The sequence below is a fragment of the Cloacibacillus sp. genome, assembly GCF_020860125.1.
Taxonomy (GTDB): Bacteria; Synergistota; Synergistia; order Synergistales; family Synergistaceae; genus Cloacibacillus.
In genome coordinates this window covers 15,462-34,425 of sequence record NZ_JAJBUX010000125.1, presented here as the reverse complement: position 1 = coordinate 34,425, position 18,964 = coordinate 15,462, and the positions used below count along the sequence as shown (strand labels likewise).

The window sequence follows — 18,964 nt, the reverse complement described above, 5'->3', positions numbered from 1 at the left end:
ATATGAAATTTGAAGAAATGACAGTCGGCGCATTCATAGACGAACTTGCCTCAAACTCACCGGCCCCCGGCGGCGGCAGCGTCGCCGCGCTCTGCGGTTCGCTGGCCTCCGGCCTCACCTCGATGGTGGGCAGCCTCACGGTCGGCAAAGAAAAATATAAAGACAACTGGGCGGCGATGGAGAAGGTTTTCAAGGAGAGCGAGATTCTGCGCGCCTCGTTCGTCAAGCTGATGAACGACGATACGGAATCCTTCAACGTCTTTATGGCGGCGATGAAGATGCCCAAAGATACGGACGAGCAGAAGGCAGAGCGCAGGGCGGCGATGGCCGAGGCCTCCAAAACTGCCACCGACGTACCGCTGCGCACCCTTGAAGCCTGCGCGGTGGCGGCAAGGCTCGCCTGTGAAGCGGCCTCTTTCGGAAATCCCAACGCGGCCAGCGACGCGGGCAGCGCGGCCCTGCTGGCCGACGCGGCGGGCAAGGCGGCCTCCTACAATGTGCGCATCAACCTTCCCGGAGTAAAAGACGAGGTCTTCGCCGCGGAATGCCGCATGAGAATGGCGAAAGCCCTCGAAGAGATCGCCGGCTATTCCGCGAAGACGGCGGCGAAGATGGAAGAGGCTCTCGGCTAGAACAGCCCCCCCGTCCGGTACATTTTCGGCTGTATAAGGTCCGTGTTTTGGATATTCCAAGACACGGACCTTTTTGTGTTACAGGAGTACTCCGCTGAGCGTCGGCCTCGTTCGGGGGCAGCAAGGATATAAATAACGATTCAGCTTTGGTTGGGAAAAAGATAAATTGCGATTTTTGTTCTTGTAGCCTCCCTCTCTGAGGGAGGTGTCGGCCGCCCGTTTTTGGCGGCTGACGGAAGGAGTGTTGCTCTGTATGGCGCGGAAAGCGCGCCATACAGAGCCCGCGGCGAAAGCCGCGGGAGAACCGAAGGTCAACTCTCCCTCACCCCGCTTCGCGGGGAGCTCCCTCGAAGAGGGCGCCAAAATCTTTGGTAAATCGTAATTTATCTACTTCCCACCCGCAGAAGACCGCTGTTTACCACCTCTGAACATAATTGATGTGTTTGCTATACGTTCAGGATGTGCCAAACCCTTTACCTGCTGCATTTCAGGCTATAATAAAATACCGGCGATAATAAGCAGCCAGGCAAAGCGGAAGCGAAGGAGGAGAGCCATGAAGACTTACCGAATTTATCAGATAGATTCATTTACACGGGATAGATTTCACGGAAACCCGGCCGGCGTTGTACCTAACGCCGATGGCCTTACGGAGGAACAGATGCAGAGGATAGCGCGCGAAATGAACAATTCCGAAACGGCATTTATTTTTTCCTCAGCTTCGCCGGAATACGATGTGGAGGTGCGCTTCTTTACGCCGACAACAGAGGTGCCGCTCTGCGGGCATGCGACGATCGCGGCGCATTATGTTAGGGCGATAGAGGGAGAAGCGGTCTCCGGCCAAGTGCTGCAAAAGACGAAGGCGGGCATTTTACCCGTGGAGATCATACGGGAGGATGAAGATTACTCCATAGTTATGACCCAGGGGACGCCGGAGGTAGGCATGCCTTTTGAGCCGCCTATTGTGAAAAGGATAGCCGCGGCGCTCGGTTTAGAGGAAAACGAAATAAGGGAGGACTGCCCCGTTGCCGTCGCCTCGGCGGGCCATTCCAAGATCATGGTCGGAATAAAATCTGAAACACGGCTGCACGGACTTAAACCTGACATGGGGACGCTTGCCGCGATCAGCGCCGAGGTCGGGTGCGGCGGCTATTATGTTTTTACATTAAATACCGAGGACGACGTGCTGGTTCACGGACGTATGTTCGCGCCAGCTATCGGCATTTCGGAGGACCCCGTCACGGGCAACGCCAACGGCCCTCTGGGAATTTACCTTGTGCACTTTGGCATATGCAAAGTGCTGCAGTCGGAAGACGAACTCTCCTTTTCCATCCGGCAGGGCGAGGCGATCAAACGTGACGGCGGCATGAGGGTGAATGTGAAAATTACAGACGGCCGGCCCGCCCTTGTACAGATTACTGGAGAGGCGGTCACTGCCTTTAAAACAGAAATCGAGCTGTAGTCTCCCGTTTATTCGTAAAGGGGCGAAGCGGCCAACGGCGAAGAGAAACGACGCTTACAACACACCCGCCGGTAATTTCGTCCGTCATCGCCAATGGTTATTTTCATCGAATATACTGATGCAGGTAGTATAATACATAAAAATATTTATAAATGTCCCTGTATGCTGAGGCATATAGGGACACATTGCATTTCGCGGCCGTTGTTTGACCACGGCGATAGTTATACCGCGAAACAATGGAGAAAGGATGCCTATGAGAAATAAGCTCCTCATTATCAGCCCTCTGGAAGATGAAAGGGCCGCCATCAAAGAGATTCTCTCCTCGGATAAATGGACGGCACTTGAAGCGGCGGACAGCGACGAGGCGCTCTCTGTCGTTAAATCGGAGGGAGAGGGCGTTGCCGCGGTAATTTTCGTGGTTGCCGCAGACGAAATAGATTTTTTCACCTTTGCGAAAGATGCCGCCCGATACGCGGTTTCCGCAAAGATACCGGCAGTGGTCATAGCTGACAAAGATTCTGTCGAGCTCAAGCTTATGGCCTTCGATTTCGGCATCTGCGATGTGATGATAAAACCGATTGCCGCCGAGATTCTCCGGCAGCGGATCAAAAATATCACCGACGCCAGCAGGAGCAGGGAGGCTTTCTGCGACATAATCAGACAGCAAACAAAGGAATTTCATCGGTACAAACAGCCTATCTTGGATGGTCTGAGATCTATGATGGAATATAACAACCTTGAGTCGGGGCGGCACATAAAGCGCATGCAGCTCTTTACCCAGACGCTCCTTGAAGAGGTCGCGCGGCGTTATCCCGAATACGGTATCAACGATAACCGTATCCTCCTGATCGCGGAGGCCGCCTCTCTGCATGACATCGGCAAATCCGCCGTTCCCGAGGCGATTTTAAACAAACCTGGGCCACTGACGGCACAGGAATTCGATATCATGAAGACCCATGCGCAGCGGGGATATGAAATACTTGCGAACCTTAACAAGAACACTGAAAACTGCGACCGCAGATTTATGCGCTATGCCATGGATATCTGCCTCTATCATCATGAGCGCTGGGATGGCAGAGGATACCCCAAGGGGCTGACGGGCGACACTATCCCAATACACGCCCAGGCGGTCGGGCTGGTAGATTGTTACGACGCGCTGACAAACGACAGGATCTACCGGAAAGCCGTCTCTCATAGCGGCGCCTGCGACATGATAATCGGGGGAAAATGCGGCGCGTTCTCGCCTAGGCTGCTGGCCTGTTTCAAGAATGTAAAAAACACATTCGCGGAATTATCCAAAGCCTATTCCGACAATACCTCCGCCGCTTCAGCTGCGGAGCGGCCTGCAAACGACCCATGCCCGGCGGTAAAGCGAGAAATGGCTCAGGGGGCCAGACTCTTCGACGACTTCGGCTACGATAACGGGGCCGCCTCAAATTTTATCGGGGTCAACAGATATCTCGACGATGCCAATCTGACGCTGATATACACTGGCTGCGGCTTTTTCGATCTGTTTAAATACACGAAAGAGGATATCGCCTCAAGGTTTCACAACCACTATTTAGAGATGATCTACCCGCCGGACAGGCAGCGGCTGGTTTCGTCGTTAAGAAAATACATAACCGCGGATTCTCCCTTTGAACTTGTATACAGGGTCATGGCAAAGGGAGGCACGCTTGTCTGGGTGCTAGATAAGACGGTCAGCCTTGTCGACGGCGACGGCGTAAGATACTACAGCAGCCTCCTCATCGACATCACGAAGATAAAGGAGAGAGAGGAGATACTGCTGCGTTCTCTGGAACGGTACAAAATAATCATCGACCAGAGCAACGACATAATTTTTGAATGGGACATAATGAGCGACGAGTTCTTCATCTCGCCCAACTGGTACAAAAAATATGATTATCAGCCTGCCGGCAGCGGCGTTAAAATAAAAGAGAACCCGCACGTACACCCGGACGACGTACAGGCCGTCAGGCGCATACTCGACGCTATGTCCACCGGCACGGCCTACATGGAAGAGGAGCTTCGCATCGCCGATGATTTGGGCAATTATCACTGGGGCAGGGTAAGGGCGACGGCGTTATTTGATGAGATGGGGAATCCCTTCAGGGTCATCGGCGTAATAATAGACATCGACAGCGACAGGCGGCAGACCTATGAGCTGAGGATAAAGGCCGAGAGAGATTCCCTGACAAAGCTATATAACAAGAATACTGGACGCGAACAGGTCGAACGTCACCTCCAGACGATGGTGCCGGGAGATATGGGGGCCATGTTCATCGTCGACGTTGACAATTTCAAGCATGTGAACGACAGCTATGGCCACATGTTCGGGGACGCGGTACTGAGCAAACTGGCTGAGAATATCAGCGCGATATTCCGCTCCAGCGACGTAGTCTCCCGGATAGGCGGCGATGAATTCATGGTATTTATGCCCCACATTCCCAGTGCGGCGACGGCCTACTCGCACGCGGAGCAGATACTCGACTCCTTCGGCGGCATACTCCACGAGAATATGTACAGCCGCAACCTCTCCTGCAGCGTCGGCGTCGCCATCGCCACATCGAAGGAGAATGATTTTCAGTCCCTATTCAGCCAGGCCGACCAAGCGCTCTACCAGGCAAAACGCAGCGGGAAAAACAACTACGTGGCATACGGCGACAGGATGGGGGTAACGCCCCAAACGGGGGAGTCCAACGCATCCTCACGGACATCAGGCAGCAGCATCGAATCGGAAAACCAGCTTGGCGTCAATCCCTCCGATATGCTGCGGCTGACCTTCGACACGCTGCGCGAGCGCGGCGGCTTTGACTCGGCGCTGAATCTCATCCTCAATGTAATAGGCAAAATGTTCAACGTCAGCCGCGCCTATATATTTGAGTCCACTGAGGACGGCCTCTATGTCAATAACACGTACGAATGGTGCAACGAGGGTATAGAGCCCCAGATAACCCTGTTAGTGAATATACCTATTCTGGATTTTGGCGGAGATTACCGGAAAAATTTCAATGAAGAAGGGGTTTTTTACTGCCCTAATCTTGAAGACTGCTCAAAAGAACTTCGGGAGCTCCTGGGAGCGCAGGGAATATTGTCGACGCTGCAGGTCTCGATCACGGAAGAGGGGAAATTTAAGGGCTTTGTCGGCTTCGACGACTGCGTCATCCACAGATTATGGACCCAGGATCAGATCAACGCGCTGGTATTCATCGCCAGGCTGATATCGGAGATAATATGCGAAAGACGCGGAGGCGGCAAATAGCGCCCTTTTAGCCTCAAGCCGCGGCACGGCGCGGCAAATATCTGATTAAAGCGTGAAGATAAAGGTTGCTGGTGAATGACATGACCGAGAATAAAAAAATCCTTGTAGTCGACGATCAGGAGATCAACCGTATCATCCTGAAAAATATTCTCGCGCGCGACAGCCTCGAAATCATTGAGGCCGAGGACGGCGTGAAGGCGCTTGAACAGCTCGCTGTGCACGGGGAGGCGATCGCCGTGCTGCTGCTTGACATCGTCATGTCGCCTATTGACGGGTACGAGGTCATGAAAAAGATGACCTCTGCGGGACTCATCGGCAAGATTCCCGTTGTCGTCATAACCGCGGACGAAACGCTGGAATGCCAAAGCCGCGTCTGCGCAATGGGGGCGGCGGAAATCATCCACAAACCGTTTTCACCCGCCGCGGTAAGGGCGGCTGTTGATTGGATACTTCGGGGCGGGAGAAGGGGCGGTTCGTAAGGCCGCCATATTCCCATTCAGTCAGCATCCCGATACAGAGGCATAAAAATCATGGCGGACTATGGCCGGCCACAATCTGCCCTGCCTGATTTGAAGTGCCTGCCTTGCTTCGTTTACATTTTTTATCATAAACCGGCGGTTTTCTGGTATAATCATGCCCTAAATTACCAGATAATGGTTTTGCGTGGTGGTGCTAATGAAATTAAAAGTGTTGATTATAACCCTTCTGTTTTACCTGAGCCTTTTCTTCGTTTCCCCGGCTAGGGCCGAGGTAATTCCCCTAAAAGTCGTGATCCTTACAACATATACCGTCGAAGATATCGCCCGCGTTCCGCTGAAATATTCACTGGAGATAAAACGCTGGTACGATAAAAACTTTTCCAATGCGGAATACTACCGGGTGAAGGGAACTGACTCCTATATCTATATTAAAGACGGACTTGCCTTCATTACGATCGCCAAAGGTAAAAAGGGCGCCATGGGCTCGCTCTCCGCGCTGCTTAAGGACCCGCGCTTCGACTTCGGCGAGGCCTACTTCGTAGTCACCGGCAGCGCCAGCGTCCCGCCGCAGGCGGCCTCCACCGGCTCCGTATGTATCGCCGAATGGGTGCTCGACCACGAATACAAGACGGCCGCCGTCAAAAAAGGCAAGAAAAAAATCATGGTAGCCAAAAGCGGCAGCCTCTTCAGACTCAACGAAGATCTTATAAAATGGTCGCTCCTGCTGAACAAAGACACCAAGCTGACAGACAACGCTAAAGCGGCAAAGCACAGAGACCGCTACCCGTCAAAGACGGCCCAGTCAGACCCCTTCATATTTACCGCCACCTCGGTGACGGTCAGCCCCAAAAAGACCGGCGGCGAAACCTCGGCACAGGCCGAACGACTCTGCCGTGAACACAAGGCAGGGAGGTACGGCATCTTGCAGGAGGAGGACAACGCTATCGCCTACGTCCTGAAACAGAGCCACCATCTTGAAAGGCTGCTCATAATAAGATCGGGAACGGACTTCGACCAGATGCCGCACGGCATGGAGAAGACCGCTTCAAGCGGAGCCTTCGCGATCGGCGTGGTCAACAACTATCGGACGACGGCGCCGCTCGTAAAAGAGATACTTGGAAACTGGCACGAGTGGAGAAGGGGCGTGCCGAAAATATGAAAAAGTAAACGGCCGTCCACGCAGCGCCGTTTATTCTACTTTTTAGGAGACACCGCGGACGGTTCCCCCAAATCTATGCGCGGCAGAAAAGCGCCTTCGCGGTACAGCCGCTCAAAGTCCTCTATAGGGAGAGGCTTGGAAAAATAAAAACCCTGGCCGTAATCGCATCGGTAGCCGTTGAGCAGTCTCAGCTGTCCCTCAGTCTCGATTCCCTCGGCCAGCAGCTTCGTACCCTTAAAATCTCCGCACATCCTGAGGATGTCTTTTACGACCATGCGGCTCTTTCTATTCTCCTCTATGTCAGCCACCAGCGATTTATCAAGCTTGACCCTGTCGAAATCCACGGCGCTCAGGATAGAGAGGTTGGAATATTTTGTGCCAAAATCATCAAGGACGATTAAAAATCCCGCGCTCTTGAGGTTGTCCACTATCTTCGCCAGCTGATCCCGGTCCACCTGGCTGATGCTTTCTGTGACCTCTATATTCAGCATTTTGGGCGAGACGCCGTGCCTTTCACAGATAGACAGGAGTTCGGGCACCAATCGCGGTTTCATGAGGGTATATCTGGAAAAATTGACAGACACTTTTAAAGATATCCCCGACTTAAGCCAGCGGTTGAGCATTGAACAGACCGTCTCAAATACATAGAAATCCACGTGCCAGATTACGCCCTCGACCTCGTACTGGGAGATGAACTTATCGGGAGCGATCAGCCGTCCCTCCGTGCCGACCTTGCGTACCAACGCCTCCGCGCCGACTATCATTCCGCTTTCCAGCTCGACGACAGGCTGCAGATGGACAACGAAGCGGCCGTTGTCTATCTCCTCCCAGACTTGGCCGGAAACTCCGATCCTGCGTTCCCTGCCGTGGTCGAGAACATGTCTGTAGTAATCCTGTTTTTCAGAATACATCAGCCTTTCCGCATAGCTGACGCCTTCATTGAAGGAAAAATCTCCGCTCTTCCAGACAAACCCCACGGCGGCGTTGCAGTCTTTATCCTCGCTGACCTCCCGCCTAAGCGAGGCGACCCTCTTCTCAAATTCCTCTTTGGAGATATTCTCACAGAGAGATACGAACTCGTCGCCGCCTATGCGGAAAGAGTTGTCCCCCATGTTCCGGCGAAGTATCTCGGCGGCGTGCGAGAGCAGATAGTCGCCGTAGGCGTGTCCGTAGGAGTCGTTCGCCGCCTTCATGCCGTTGAGGTCCAGAAATAAAATCCCCAGCCTCTCGGGCTGCCGTTCACTGTAGCTTTGCAGGACATCGATATACTTATTACGGTTTTGCAGGCCGGTGAGCGCGTCGTTATAACTCATATATTCCAGCTGTTTGAGCAGCCGCCGCTTCTCAATATCCGCGAGGGCAAAACAGGTCACGGAACGCAGAAGGCTTTTATCGTCAGTATTTACGGTGGGGTCGTCCACCCCCAGAAACCCGATTATCTTTTCACCTTTCAGCAGAGGCGCCGTGATCAGGCTCTTTATGCCCTGCGCGTCAAGAATACGATACTCCTCGGAATTATGGTCCAGATCTCCCCTTAACGAGGTGATGAAAAATTCCCCTCTATCCGCAAACATCCTGTTCCAGCCGGCGATATACTCGATAGGGATATCCTGAAGGTTATCGATCTCGCGGCTGACGCCTTCGGCGCACCATTCGTAGGTATTTTTGATTATCTTCTTGTCAAATTCATATTCAAAGATATAGGCGCGGGATCCGGCGTAAAATTTACAGATGTTCTCCAGCAGCCTGTCTATCGCGAGCTTCATATCGCTTTCAAGCGTCAGCGTCTGGATGCAGTGTACCAATGCCTCCTCGGCAGTCAGCTGATTTTTAAGCTCATGGATGGCCATCTTCTGGTCCGTGATATCCGTCGCCATCTCCAACCGGCAAAGCTTGCCGTCGATATCCACGAGCGTATCCTCTAACGCCACATATCGTTGGAGATTGGGGTTGAAAAACTCCCAGCAGTATTTTTCCCCCTGCCGGAGCTTTGAATTTGTGCAGAATGGGCAGGGGGCGTCACGCCCCTGAATAAGCTTATAGCATTTATGCCCCAGCCAGCCGGCATCTGAAGCCACACCAACGAGCCTGCAGCCGGCGGGGCTGATGTACATCAGCTCATACGTATCTATATCGCAGATATAGCAGATAGTATCCTGCTGTTCAATGATTATTGAGGCGTACCTATTGTAATCCAATCCATTTTCCTCCTAAGCCTGAATAGTCCAGACTACATAAACGGTAAAAATGGCAGTGGCGACCCTTATGCCAATCTTTCATCCCAGCCTTTGAACACATACCCATATCCCCGTCTGTTAACGAGGTTTCGGGCTAAAAGCCGTAAATATAACTTCTTTATAATAAGCATTTTTACTCTGTACAATAATCACCATGATACAAAATATAGCTAAACAAGTGAAATATAGCATCTATATACCTTTTTATCAAGGTTTCAAATAGTTTACTTTAAGTGAAATATATCTACATCTCATCGTCTTCAAAGCGAGAATAGACGAAAATATATATTATGGCGTTTTATGCCTGCTGATAATAAATTTGGCAGAACGTCCATCGCAGCATAAAAAATAAGAAAAGGTCGCCCGGGAGATGAAACTGCGGCTGATAACGAAAAAGCGCGCGGAGGTAAAGCTCCGCGCGCCATTTAGGATTATCTCCGTCTGTTAAAATTTATCTACCAGTTTCTCGCCTCGATCTCGAAATAAGCCTGCGGATGCTGGCACACGGGGCACTTCTCGGGGGCCTTGTCGAGTTCGAAGACCGCGCCGCAGTTGCGGCACTTCCAGAAGAGCTTGCCGCCCTTCGCGAATACGGTTCCGTCCTCAACGTTTTTCGCAAGTTCGCGGTAACGCTTCTCGTGTACGGCCTCGACCTTGGCGATGTTCTCGAACATCGTGGCAAGCTCCTCGAAGCCCTCTTCATGCGCCTCTTTCGCCATGCGCGGATACATCTCGGTCCACTCGCCGTTCTCACCGGCCGCGGCGGCAAGAAGGTTGGCAAGCGTGTCGCCGATTCCGGAAAGGGCCTTGAAGTGAAGCTTCGCGTGCTCCTTTTCATTGTCGGCCGTCTCCTGGAATATCGCCGCTATCTGCTCATATCCGGCCTTTTTCGCGGCGGAGGCGAAATAGGTGTACTTGTTGCGCGCCATCGATTCTCCGGCAAACGCCTCCCAAAGGTTTTTCTCCGTCTTGCTTCCCTTAAGTTCCAAAACGATTCCTCCCAAATATATAATGTTACACAGATATTATTTTATAACCACTCTGAAAATAACAAAAAAAAATAAATAAAAAAAAATCAAGCGCCGCCCACATTTGCCACCCGGTCAAAAAACGCGCACCTCCCGCGGGGGAGGTCCGCCGATCAGTATGGGAAAGACTACTTCGCCGGTCCGATGACCACTATCTCGCCGACCCATTCCGTGAAGGTGGGCATGTAGTAAACGTTCTTGTAGCCGAAATCGCAGAGCTTCTGTCCGGCCTCCTTGCTCATCTTGTCGTTCGCGCCGTAGACCACGATGACCTTGTTCACATCGGGGATCATTGTATGCGTCATGGCATCCATCATCAATTCAAAGGGAAGTGATTCCGCCGTGGGGATGTGACCGGCCTTGAAGTCGGGAAGGCTGCGGACGTCGATGATCGCTATCGGGCGCTGCGTCTCAAGAAGCACCGCAACCTCCTGCGGGGAGATCTTCTTCAGCGGGTACGCCGCCGCCTCCGCTTTAGCCGCCTGGGTGGCTCCCATCATAACAACAGCCGCTAAAATAACCGTTAACAGTGATGCAAACTTTTTCATTTGTGTAAATCCTCCGTTTATTTTATGTTTCTTGCATTGCTTATATTTATACAGCAGGAGGATTGATAGATACAGGTAGTTTTATCTAATAAGGTACTCCGTAAAAACTTTGTTTTCTACGCCATTTGCATATAATACGGCGGCAACACCCCTTATTTATACGGAAAATTATCAAAAACTCCGTATATTCACCCTTTAAAGCAGAAAGTTATCGATAGAGGCGCGTACGGAGATTTTAATCGAAGAGACTTAACTGCCTGCCGAAGGCCTTTTCCTCAAAGGTACTCAAATATTCAAATATGCGGCTGTTGTCATGCATGATACCGTGGGCGGCACATCTCTCATGAAAGAGCCGCATAAGCCCGCCGTTGTTTGGGCTGGTGACCACATAGCGGCCGCCGTATTTTTCAGCATACCGCTCCTTCATACCGGGGAAATACTGTTCCAGGCGGCTGTAGAAGTATTCCCTGTTTCCCTCGCGCAGAGTCAGCCCCATACCGAAACAGATGACGCCGCGGACCCTCGCCTCCGCGCAGTAATCCAGTATGGCGGAGATATTCTCCTCCGTGTCGTTGATAAACGGCAGGATGAGGGAGAGCCAGACGACGGTGGGTATCCCGGCTTCGCGCAGCTGTTTTAGCGCCTCGAAGCGTTCCTTCGTGGTGCTCACGTTCGGCTCGATTTTCCGGCAGAGCTCCTCGTCGCCGGTGGTGAGCGTCATCTGCACCACGCACTTGCTTCGCTCGTTTATCTTCTTCAGCAGATCCAGGTCACGCAGCAGACGGGCCGATTTGGTGATGACGGTAAAGCCGAAACCGTACCGATAGATCAGGGAGAGCGCGCGCCTGACGTTGCCCGTCTCCATCTCAAGCGGAATATAGGGGTCAGTCATAGAACCCGTCCCGATCATACACTTTTGCCTTCTGCGCCGGAGCGCCGCCTCAAGCAGCTCTATGGCGTTCTCCTTGATCTCGATATCCTCAAAATCATGCTCCATGCGGTAACAACGGCTGCGCGAGTCGCAGTATATACAGCCGTGAGAGCAGCCCCGGTAGAGATTCATCCCGTTTTTCGCCGACAATAATCCCTTCACCCACACGCTGTGCATCCGACGCACCGCCCCTCTTCAGCATAGAATTACTTGTATGTTTTATTAATATAAAGCAAACATATCGTATAATATTAACTAAGATTTTAATACCCGGATATTCTTATGTCAAATGCTGATGGGAGGCTTTTTCTTATAAAAAGAGACAGGTAAATGCGTCGGCAAAGGTCGAAAAGAAGATAAATAGCAATTTAGTTTTGTTTTTGTTTGTCATGCCGAGCTTGACCCGGCATCCAGCGGCGTGGGGTTTTGTTTTTGCCTTACGAGGTGCGGAAAAATATGGCAACGCCGCTGAACACCGGCTCGGAGGCCGGTGTGACAAAACAATGGTAAACAGCCGTTACCTATTGTTTTTTTACTATATCAAAAGCTAAACCGCTATTTATCATACTCACACAAAGAACGTAAACAGGCTCTGAGATTTTCACATAATAATAAAACCGGCGCACATAAGCGCTATAGGCTTATGAAGCATACGGCGCTTAATTCGCGCCAATTTTTATAAACGCCGGTTCTTCTTCTGTTTTTTTATTATATCCAGTGCTTACCGGAGGAAAACAGCGGGTGCGGCTCGATACGGAAGCGTCCACGCGGCGCGGAGGTGTAGTAACCCGGTCCGCTGCCCTCCGCGTAGTTCTCAAAATAGAGGTCGAAGCCATTCCTGTTGAGCGCGATGAAGGCGTCCTCAAATGATTTAAAGCAGAGCTGATCGAATATCACAGGCGTGTCGGTCGAGAAATAGACGCTCGCCTCGCGTGGGATCTCGGACTCCGTCACAAAGGCCCAGACTTCGTCCTGCATTCCAAGCTCCTTCACCCACCAGCGGCAGCTTCCTGGGTTCAGATTCAGCAGTTCATAGGGCATGCCGTTCTCCGAGGGGCGGCCCTCCGCGCTCTCCTGACCGCAGCAGAAGAAATTATAGCAGGAATCAAGATACTTCTTATTAAACGCGTCGACGACCCGCAGCGCCTCCTGCGGCAAAAGAATGTTGAGCATCGTCACCCAGCGCTTCGAGACGGGGCCGTAAAAGGCCTCGGCGATCGCTCCCGCGATGCAGGCCTGCGTATCGGAGTCGCCCCCGAGCGAGACGGCGTTGCAGAGCGCGTCCTCGAAGTCCTCCGATTCCAGAAAGGCGATGATCGCCTCCGGCACGCTGCCCTGACAGGATGAATCAAAGGTGTATTCAGGACGGATCGCCTCCAGCGGGCGGTTCAGGTCATAGCCGAACTCCCCGGCGATATAATCCCTTATCTCATCTTTGCTCTTTCCGCCGCGCGCGAGAAAGACGGCGGCGGCGACGGCGCCCGCTCCTTTGAGGCCCTCCGGGTGGTTGTGGCTCGGAGCCGCGCTCCTTTTAGCCTCCTCCAACACCTCGTCAAGGCTGTCAAAGGCCCAGCCGATGGGGGAGACCCGCATCGCGGAGCCGTTGCCGTAGCTCTCTCCCGTTTCGTCGTTGTCGGAGAGGCACCAGCGGTAAAACTTCTGCCCATATCCGGCGTTCGGATAAGAACGCCCCCAATACTTAAAGACCGGCATATAGCCGTAGCCGTGGAGAAGTGCGTCCGCCGTCGCGACGGTGAGCATGGAATCGTCCGTGAAACGGCTTCTCTCCGAGATAAAATCAAATTCTTTGGACTTGTGCGGGGCCCGCTCAAAGACGGAGCCCATGATATCGCCAATCAGCGCGCCTAACATCTATATCATCACTCACTTACATAAAAATTCCACAATGACATATATTATACTACGTAAGCGTGGATTAGATTCCACCCTCAGCAAATCATACATGACAAACCCACTAAAAATCAACAATGGACAAAGACAAAAGACAGCTATTTATCTTTCAGCCTATCGGAGCCAGGCTGCCGTTTGCTCGCTGTTTATCTCTTTTCCCACCCGAAGGAAATCGGCGTTTAGACGTGTTGATGACGACGCGAAATAAGGCCGGAAAACCGCAGGCGCACTTCGGTGCGTCGAGGATTTTCCGGCCTTGTTGAGCTAAGTCAGCGGCGCGTATAAACGCCGATTTACAGACCTTTCTGCTCTGGGCGTTCAAAGCTATCCCCCAGATGCGCGGCGTCTCCCATCAGAAGCATCCGCGGCGCGGAGCCCTCCTTCACCTCGATGACAGTTATACTGCAGTTAGGGACCTGAAAGCGGAAAAAACTCGCGAGCGGCGCGCCGAGCCAATAGCACAGCAGCACCTTGATTACCGCGTCGTGCGAGGCCAGCAGCACGTCGCCCTCATACCTTTTCGCCGCCGCCTCCACCGCGGGGACGGCGCGGCGCAGGATATCCTCAAGATTCTCTCCGCCGGGGCCTGGCATCGTCACCGTCTCGGGTGACACATGCCAGCGGTGGAGCTCCTCGGGCCACTCCGCCGCGATCTCGTCGGCGAGACGCCCCTCCCAGTCACCGTGGTTGATCTCCGTCAGCGCCCCCACCGTTAAAAACTCGCCGTACTCACAGCGCGACGCGGCGCGTTCAGCCGTCACCTTCGCGCGCGCGAGGGGACTTGTCAGCACCGCCTCGAACCTATGTCCGGCCAGACGGTCGCCAAGCAGATCGGCCTGCGCCAGTCCCTTATCGTTGAGCTCCGTATCCTGCTGGCCCTGAAAACGTCCCGCGACGTTCCAGGCCGTCTCTCCGTGCCTTATTACAAAAAATCTCATAAACTATCCCGCCTTCGTAAAATCAACCGTCGTCACCCAGACCATATCGCCGCTCTTCACGAGCTCACCGCGCAGACGGTCGTCAGTCTCTCCGTCTATCTCCAGAGCGCCGAGCGCGAGGCCGCTGCCCTCCTTGCGGCCAAGGGCGAAGTTCGCGATATTGACCCCCGCCTCGCCGAGGACGCTGCCGATCTTGCCGATGACGCCGGGACGGTCGTGGTTCTGGAAGATGAGCAGCTTGCCGCTCGGCACGAAATCCACCCAATAGTCATTAACGCGCACGATGCGCTGGCGTCCCTCCTCCGTGATCGTCGCCAGCAGGGAGACCGCTCCCTTCTCCGTCTCCAGCTCCACCTCGATGGTATTCTTGTAGGTCTTTGACTCGCCGCAGCTCTCGTCTATCGAAATGCGGCGGTCCTTCGCGAGCAGCGGGGCGATCATGTAAGTGACGGAAGAACCTATGCTCACCTCGAGCATCCCCTTGAGGACGGCGATCGTGTAAGGGCGCAGCTGGTTTGCGACGCGCTTCTCCTCATCCTCAAAGAGCGCGCCGCGCAGCGTGACATGGCAGTTGTGGGCGGCGGCGCCGCGCACCTGAGCGAGCTTGGCCGCGAGCACGCCGAGCTTGCGTGAGAGGCTCAGATACATCCGCTGGTCGCCGTTCAGCGTCTGCTCTATAAAGGGAAGATTCACCGCGTGGGCATAGGGCTCGCCGCGAAGCACCATCAGCATATTCTGCGCCGCGATGCGCGAGACCTCGGACTGCGCCTCCAGAGTATTAGCACCAATATGCGGCGTGATGACGATCCTCTCGGCGATATCCTCCGCGAGGAATGGGTGATCTTTCGCCAGCGGCTCGGCGCTGAACACGTCAGTCGCGAAGCCTGAGAGCCGCCCCTCGCGCACCGCTTCGGCCACCGCCGCCTCGTCGACAATGCCGCCGCGCGCGCAGTTGACGAGATAAGCGCCGTGCTTGAAGGCGCGCAGCATATCGGCGTCGATCATATTGGTGGTCTCCTCCGTCAGCGGCGTGTGGATAGTCACGACGTCCGCGAGAGAGACGGCCCCCTCAAGGTCGCTCACCAACTCCACATGGAGGGACTCGGCCTTCTTCTGCGGTATATAGGGGTCATAGGCGATGATCTCCATATCAAAGGCCCGCGCGCGCTTCGCCACCTCGCTGCCGATGCGCCCGAGGCCGATTATCAAAAGCTTCCTGCCGCTGAGCTGGCAGCCCGTAAAACGGTTGCGGTCCCATTTGCCGCGGTGCAGCGAGCTGCAGGCCTGCGGCACGTGGCGCACGACGGCGAGCATATTGGCCATCGTCAGCTCCGTCGCCGCGAGAGTGTTGCCGCTCGGCGCGTTGATGACGATAATGCCGTGGCGGCTCGCGGCGGGCAGGTCGATATTGTCCACGCCGACCCCCGCGCGGCCGATAACCTTGAGATTCCTTCCGGCCTCGATCTTCTTCTCATCCATCGTCGTGCCGCTGCGCGTCAAGATCCCGTCATAACCGGGCAGCTTCGCGATCAGCTCGTCCTCCGTGAGCCCCATCTCCACGTCGAGCTCCACATCGGGCGCGTTCCTGAAAATATCAAGCCCTGACTCGCCGACCTTCTCCGTAACCAATATCTTCCATTTATTATCCATCACGCTATCTCCCATCCTTTATCTATTTTCAAAAATATTTCGGGCAGTTTCTAAGTATCTATCATCGCAATTATTGCCGATAGCCTCCGCGAAGGCACGCAGAATATCCTCCATCTCCGGCATCTCCCAGTCGCTGTAATGCGCGGCGCGGATCAGCTTTCCCTTCAGTGCCCCCTGGCCGCCCGCCGTCTCAAAACCGGCGGCGGAGAGGCGCTTTCTCACCGCCTCGCTCGCGCCTCCAGGCGCGGAGAAGGCGGTGACACCGGCGGAGCGCAGATGCCTGTCCCTGACCAGCAGCTCATAGCCGAGCTCCTCAAGGGCCGCCGCGAAGGCCTCCGCATACCGGCGGCGCTTCGCGAACCACGCGGGCGCGCCCTCGTCGAGGATGATATCCAGCGCCGCGTCGAGCGCGTAATAGAGCGATACCGGCGGCGTGTAGGGGTTGGCGTAAGAGTCCGGCTTCATATTTTTCAGATGAAGCTTCAAATCAAAATAATAACTGGGACATTCGCGGCCCTCGAGCTCGTCAAGCGCCCGCTTCGACAGCCATACCAGGCCGAGCCCCGGAGGGGTCATCAGCCCCTTCTGCGAGGCGGTGCAGAGCACGTCCACCCCCCAGCTTTCGGGCAGACATTCGATCGTCCCGACGGAGCTCACGCCGTCGGCCAATACCAGCGGGCGGCCCTCGACGGGAAGCGCCGCTATTATCTCCCTCACCGGCACCGTGACGCCGGTCGAGGTCTCGTTGTGGGTAATCAGCAGCGCGCGTACGCCGGGATTCTCGCGCAGCGCGGTCGCCGCTGCTTCCGGAGTCGGCGCACTGCCGGGCTCCGTGTCCACATATATCCCGCGGGCCCCCGTGCGCGCGGCGATCTCCCAGAAACGGTCGCCGAAGACGCCGCAGGAGAGCGAGATAAAGACGTCGCCGGGGCGCAGGAAATTCACGGCGGCGCATTCGAGCGCGCCCGTCCCCGAAGAGGGGAGTATCACCACAGGCTGCCCGCTCTCGAGCAGGCGGCCCAGCTTGCGCGATATACCCTTAAAAAGCTCCGAAAACTCGCCGCACCGGTGGCTGATCAGCGGCCGCGAAGCGGCCTCCAGGACACTCCGAGGCGTTTCCACCGGCCCGGGGGTGAGCAGATATTTTTTCTTCAACGATAAGACCTCCAGTTCATAAAATAAAAAAAGACCGAAAGAACACCCTTCGATCTCAAAACGCTACCCGGACTATTTGCTTGGATATACTTTACAGCATCAAGGTTATTCGCTTTGAGAACGGCACAGCGACGACGACCAGCCGCACGACGAAAGGCCGGAGGAGAGAGACGAACACGATATCGATGCTGAAAAAGTTTTATATCTCATTTGCCTTCTCCTTTGACTCAAAGTTTAATTAGCTTACGTTTATACGCCTAACTTTTCTTAATGTCAATACTTAATGCCCCTATCCGCCGAGGAATTTTTACCGGCGGCAAAAACGGCATTCCACGCCGGAGACAGCGGCGTAACGCCGACAAAACAAAAGCAAAACCTAGGGACGCTGGACTCCGGGTCAAGCCCGGAGTGACGGAAGGGACGGGGCTTGGTTTTATTTTATCGCTCCGGCCTCCGAGCCGGAGCCCAGCGGCGTCGATTTTGTTTTCCCCGCGCCGCCTGTTGACAAAATTACATGCAGTTGGTACTGCCGTTTCTCCTAATTTTGCAATAAATGCGTAATTTTACCTATTTTCTGATATAATCAGGAAACGATCGCACAAAGTAAAAAGAATAAAAACCTTACGGAAACTTATGGGAGGAAGTGGCGTGATGCGTTTTGACGAACTGCGCAAAAAATTTCTCGGCAGAGGCCTCTTAGCGGCCCTCTTTATCGTGGCCGCGGTGGCGGCTATATACGGGGGGGTATAGACTTTTAAGAGCCGACGCCGACCCGACCGGCGTGCCGGATTCGGTTGCGAAAGACCCGCTGGGCATGTTAAAGAACGCGCGCCTGGTCCCCAAGCAGAGATTGCTTGTAACACGCGAGACTAACATGGGAGATATGGAAAATATTGTCTTCACTGACAAGGATAACGACGATATGGATGATAACGACGAATATGACTATTGTTTTTCTAGTAAGACAGCACTACCCTCTTTCAGCGTCTTTGCCTCGGCCGCCGTGGAGGGCTTCATCCCGCGGGAGGTCACGCTCTCGCCCGACCTCTGCGGCGACACCTCGGTCACGGTGAGGAAGAACCTCCACGTCGGCTCATATCTCTCGCACCATGACGATGGTACTAACGAGCTCTGCCTCTCACTGCGAGACGACGATAAATACGGATTATATTTTATGAAAGAAATAATTATTCCCGGTGTGGCTCCGGCCTACGAGTGCGGCGGCATGCAGCTGGACCGCAGCAGAGCGCACGATCTTGCCGCCTTCGACTGGAACGGCGACGGATACGCCGACTATCTGGTCGCCTTCTGCACTACGGCGGCCGACGGCGAGGCCTACGCGCGCCTGCTGCTCGTCGACGGCAAATCGCTCTATGAAAAAGCAACAGTGCCGTGGGAAGCGGGAGAGGTCAAATACTACTATGTCAACGGCGGGGGTACGGCCCTGGGGGTGAATTCTGGGAGCTTTAGGGGCGCGCGGATACGCCGACTATCTGGTCGCCTTCTGCACTACGGCGGCCGACGGCGAGGCCTACGCGCGCCTGCTGCTCGTCGACGGCAAATCGCTCTATGAAA

Annotated in this window: 17 protein-coding genes; 9 read left to right on the top strand and 8 right to left on the bottom strand. The window is 54.3% G+C overall.

Annotated features, from left to right (window positions below; all coding sequences use genetic code 11):
* From LIO98_RS15370 to LIO98_RS15340, 7 genes are all read left to right on the top strand, one after another.
* Positions 1-632 (top strand): cyclodeaminase/cyclohydrolase family protein (locus LIO98_RS15370; RefSeq protein ID WP_291959069.1); only part of this gene is annotated, 632 nt, incomplete at its 5' end.
* 253 nt (positions 633-885) lie between these two features.
* Positions 886-1,014, top strand: a complete 129-nt coding sequence (locus tag LIO98_RS15365; protein ID WP_291959067.1) for a hypothetical protein — start codon at positions 886-888, stop codon at positions 1,012-1,014.
* Positions 1,015-1,185: 171 nt separating this feature from the next.
* Positions 1,186-2,091 carry a PhzF family isomerase gene (locus LIO98_RS15360; protein WP_291959065.1) on the top strand — a complete coding sequence of 302 codons (906 nt, stop codon included), beginning with the start codon at positions 1,186-1,188 and terminating at the stop codon, positions 2,089-2,091.
* Between the two features lie 253 nt (positions 2,092-2,344).
* The gene (locus LIO98_RS15355; RefSeq protein ID WP_291959063.1) at positions 2,345-5,353 is read left to right on the top strand and encodes a diguanylate cyclase; all 3,009 of its coding nucleotides are present in this window, start codon (positions 2,345-2,347) and stop codon (positions 5,351-5,353) included.
* Positions 5,354-5,433: 80 nt separating this feature from the next.
* Positions 5,434-5,832: a response regulator gene (locus LIO98_RS15350; protein ID WP_291959071.1), complete on the top strand. Its 399-nt coding sequence runs from the start codon at positions 5,434-5,436 to the stop codon at positions 5,830-5,832.
* Positions 5,833-5,883: 51 nt separating this feature from the next.
* The gene (locus LIO98_RS15345) at positions 5,884-6,096 is read left to right on the top strand and encodes a hypothetical protein (RefSeq protein WP_291959062.1); all 213 of its coding nucleotides are present in this window, start codon (positions 5,884-5,886) and stop codon (positions 6,094-6,096) included.
* A 25-nt stretch (positions 6,097-6,121) separates the two neighbouring features.
* Complete coding sequence (locus LIO98_RS15340; RefSeq protein WP_291959060.1) at positions 6,122-6,991, top strand: hypothetical protein; 870 nt, start codon at positions 6,122-6,124, stop codon at positions 6,989-6,991.
* A gap of 35 nt (positions 6,992-7,026) precedes the next feature.
* Here the strand turns inward: LIO98_RS15340 and LIO98_RS15335 are convergent, their stop codons facing one another.
* The 8 genes from LIO98_RS15335 to LIO98_RS15300 all read right to left on the bottom strand — a co-directional run bounded on the left by LIO98_RS15335 (position 7,027) and on the right by LIO98_RS15300 (position 17,389).
* Entirely contained in the window at positions 7,027-9,189 is a 2,163-nt protein-coding gene (locus tag LIO98_RS15335; protein ID WP_291959059.1) for a sensor domain-containing phosphodiesterase, read from the bottom strand.
* 494 nt (positions 9,190-9,683) lie between these two features.
* A complete protein-coding gene (gene rbr, locus LIO98_RS15330; RefSeq protein ID WP_066744639.1) occupies positions 9,684-10,217 on the bottom strand; it encodes a rubrerythrin in 534 nt (177 codons plus the stop codon).
* Between the two features lie 167 nt (positions 10,218-10,384).
* On the bottom strand, positions 10,385-10,804 hold the full coding sequence (locus LIO98_RS15325; protein WP_084002333.1) for a rhodanese-like domain-containing protein: 420 nt from the start codon (positions 10,802-10,804) through the stop codon (positions 10,385-10,387).
* A gap of 235 nt (positions 10,805-11,039) precedes the next feature.
* Complete coding sequence (locus LIO98_RS15320; protein ID WP_291959047.1) at positions 11,040-11,912, bottom strand: radical SAM protein; 873 nt, start codon at positions 11,910-11,912, stop codon at positions 11,040-11,042.
* Positions 11,913-12,443: 531 nt separating this feature from the next.
* Positions 12,444-13,607, bottom strand: coding sequence for an ADP-ribosylglycohydrolase family protein (locus LIO98_RS15315; protein WP_291959045.1), 1,164 nt, complete (start codon positions 13,605-13,607; stop codon positions 12,444-12,446).
* A gap of 332 nt (positions 13,608-13,939) precedes the next feature.
* The gene (locus LIO98_RS15310; RefSeq protein ID WP_291959043.1) at positions 13,940-14,584 is read right to left on the bottom strand and encodes a histidine phosphatase family protein; all 645 of its coding nucleotides are present in this window, start codon (positions 14,582-14,584) and stop codon (positions 13,940-13,942) included.
* Between the two features lie 3 nt (positions 14,585-14,587).
* Positions 14,588-16,234: a phosphoglycerate dehydrogenase gene (serA, locus tag LIO98_RS15305; RefSeq protein ID WP_291959041.1), complete on the bottom strand. Its 1,647-nt coding sequence runs from the start codon at positions 16,232-16,234 to the stop codon at positions 14,588-14,590.
* Between the two features lie 18 nt (positions 16,235-16,252).
* Positions 16,253-17,389, bottom strand: a complete 1,137-nt coding sequence (locus LIO98_RS15300) for an alanine--glyoxylate aminotransferase family protein (protein WP_291959040.1) — start codon at positions 17,387-17,389, stop codon at positions 16,253-16,255.
* A gap of 80 nt (positions 17,390-17,469) precedes the next feature.
* Here LIO98_RS15300 and LIO98_RS15295 point away from each other — a divergent pair, with 80 nt between their 5' ends.
* Positions 17,470-17,631 (top strand): hypothetical protein, encoded by a 162-nt coding sequence (locus LIO98_RS15295; RefSeq protein ID WP_291959038.1) that lies wholly within the window; start codon positions 17,470-17,472, stop codon positions 17,629-17,631.
* Between the two features lie 539 nt (positions 17,632-18,170).
* Positions 18,171-18,962, top strand: coding sequence for a hypothetical protein (locus LIO98_RS15290; protein ID WP_291959037.1), 792 nt, complete (start codon positions 18,171-18,173; stop codon positions 18,960-18,962).
* The last annotated feature ends 2 nt before the right edge of the window (positions 18,963-18,964 follow it).

Excerpts from the sequence above, each read along its gene's own strand:
- LIO98_RS15365 (WP_291959067.1), top strand. The coding sequence starts at position 886 with ATGGCGCGGAAAGCGCGCCATACAGAGCCCGCGGCGAAAGCCGCGGGA.
- LIO98_RS15360 (WP_291959065.1), top strand. The coding sequence starts at position 1,186 with ATGAAGACTTACCGAATTTATCAGATAGATTCATTTACACGGGATAGA.
- LIO98_RS15355 (WP_291959063.1), top strand. The coding sequence starts at position 2,345 with ATGAGAAATAAGCTCCTCATTATCAGCCCTCTGGAAGATGAAAGGGCC.
- LIO98_RS15350 (WP_291959071.1), top strand. The coding sequence starts at position 5,434 with ATGACCGAGAATAAAAAAATCCTTGTAGTCGACGATCAGGAGATCAAC.
- LIO98_RS15345 (WP_291959062.1), top strand. The coding sequence starts at position 5,884 with ATGGCGGACTATGGCCGGCCACAATCTGCCCTGCCTGATTTGAAGTGC.
- LIO98_RS15325 (WP_084002333.1), bottom strand. The coding sequence starts at position 10,804 with ATGAAAAAGTTTGCATCACTGTTAACGGTTATTTTAGCGGCTGTTGTT.
- LIO98_RS15320 (WP_291959047.1), bottom strand. The coding sequence starts at position 11,912 with ATGCACAGCGTGTGGGTGAAGGGATTATTGTCGGCGAAAAACGGGATG.
- LIO98_RS15315 (WP_291959045.1), bottom strand. The coding sequence starts at position 13,607 with ATGTTAGGCGCGCTGATTGGCGATATCATGGGCTCCGTCTTTGAGCGG.
- LIO98_RS15310 (WP_291959043.1), bottom strand. The coding sequence starts at position 14,584 with ATGAGATTTTTTGTAATAAGGCACGGAGAGACGGCCTGGAACGTCGCG.
- serA (WP_291959041.1), bottom strand. The coding sequence starts at position 16,234 with ATGGATAATAAATGGAAGATATTGGTTACGGAGAAGGTCGGCGAGTCA.